The sequence below is a fragment of the Luteimonas panaciterrae genome (genome assembly GCF_020511115.1).
GTDB classification, from domain to species: domain Bacteria; phylum Pseudomonadota; class Gammaproteobacteria; order Xanthomonadales; family Xanthomonadaceae; genus Luteimonas; species Luteimonas panaciterrae.
In genome coordinates this window covers 1-1,649 of sequence record NZ_JAJAVH010000050.1, presented here as the reverse complement: position 1 = coordinate 1,649, position 1,649 = coordinate 1, and the positions used below count along the sequence as shown (strand labels likewise).

Below are 1,649 nucleotides of genomic sequence, written 5' to 3'. Positions count from 1 at the left end.
TTCTTCAAATCGCCAGCCGGGTGATGAATGCCCTCAGCCGAAACGCCAAGCGTGTCAATCGGCTCGCTACTCCATCCTGCATAATACGCTCCGCTGGGCGGGGCTGCCTTCAGCTCCAGCAAGGCGGTATCCCGATTCGCATTTCGAAACAACAGCTTTGTGCCACCGCTCAAGACCACTGTCTTTGGACTCGCCGTATCGTTGTCGCAGGCCGTAGCCTCGAAGAACCAATACGTGACAAACGAACTTGCGGCCGCCTGATCAGCAACACAATGCGCAGCCGTCCAGAAGAGGGAGCGCTTGGGCGAATTGTTGTTATTGAGCAGAGTGCCCGTACACCACCTCGTGTCTCCCTCATCGCCGCTGATGGCGATGTGCGCAACGGCGCTGGCCGCAGCCAGGAAACCTGGCGTAGGATTCTTGCGGCAGACGATGTCCTGTTCGCAGGAGCCACTTTCCCCGATATCATCAAAAGACTTCCCGATCTCGCGCGAATCCGTGACCGGGTTGAACATCAGGTGCGAGAGCTTGGGCACCGTGAGGACATAGTCGCTGGGACGCTGCCCTTTAGGCAAGACGATCTCAACGGTCATCGCATCCCCGGAGACGATCGGCGTCCAGATCGCCTGATTACCAGCGAATGTGTCGCCACTGTCTCCAAAAATCCGGCCATCATCGCCTGCGAAGCGCAAACTGATAGTAGCTGGATTACTCACAGATTTCTTTACAGGTTTTAGCGATAGCTGCGCACGCAGCGCTGCCGCACCAGCGGAGGCAATAACAAAGCGTGCCCCTTGCGTCCCATCGACCAGGGGCTCCCATGGCAAGCCGGTTAAATCAATGCGACGGTTCACTTTGCGTCCAAATCCGATTTGCAACATCTTGGCCATGCCTGTTTTTGACTGCTGCAAGCGATGGGCATGGAAACTCTTAATCACCGCCTGGTCGGGAGCCACCAGATCGACAACATGTGTCGCGCTGCGACTGCTCTTAGCGTGACTCCCAGTCCGAAATTCAGACCCGCCTAAAGCGTCCGCCTTTGGGGCTGCGGTCACAGGTGCGGGCCCCATTTTCGTTACCGCCCCAGATTGGTCCGGTGTAGCGGCCGCGGCACTCATTGCTCCAGAGACAGCAACAGCCAATGTCAAGCGCAATGCGTTTCCTTGGATCATGACGGATTGACTCCTCAAGGTAGTTGAGAGAACACCGGATGCCCGCCGGCGCACTGCCCTTAGACGGTCTTTAATGAACAGGACATGTTCTGAAAAACGTGCCGACACTATTCCCTCCCCACCTCTTGCTTGTTTTTTCTCTTCCGAATCCGAAAATCGTTTTGATCATGTGATGACTGTGTGTGCGATGCATTTGCACACCATGTATCCATGTGACATTGGTGTGAATTTCTCCGATATTCATTCCGGACCTACTCGCCGAAACGACAGCGCAATGCTCCTGCTCCTTGAGGATGCTCGGCGGATTCCCCCGCTGGTGTCGGAAGCAAAGTGGACGGGCAGCCTGCTGCCACTGCACGCACAAGCTGGGGCAGATGCGCATCATTGCTTATGCCTTCCTCGCGGACGTGCATTGTGTCGACTGCACCCGCCATGCGTTCCAGCCAGGTACCCTGGCCGGACACAAGCGCGTCCCGC

1 protein-coding gene is annotated in these 1,649 nt (G+C 56.7%); it reads right to left on the bottom strand.

Translation table 11 applies throughout. The features are described from left to right. Positions 1-1,172 (bottom strand): trypsin-like serine peptidase (locus tag LG367_RS18185; RefSeq protein WP_226470679.1); only part of this gene is annotated, 1,172 nt, incomplete at its 3' end. Positions 1,173-1,649 lie beyond the last annotated feature (477 nt).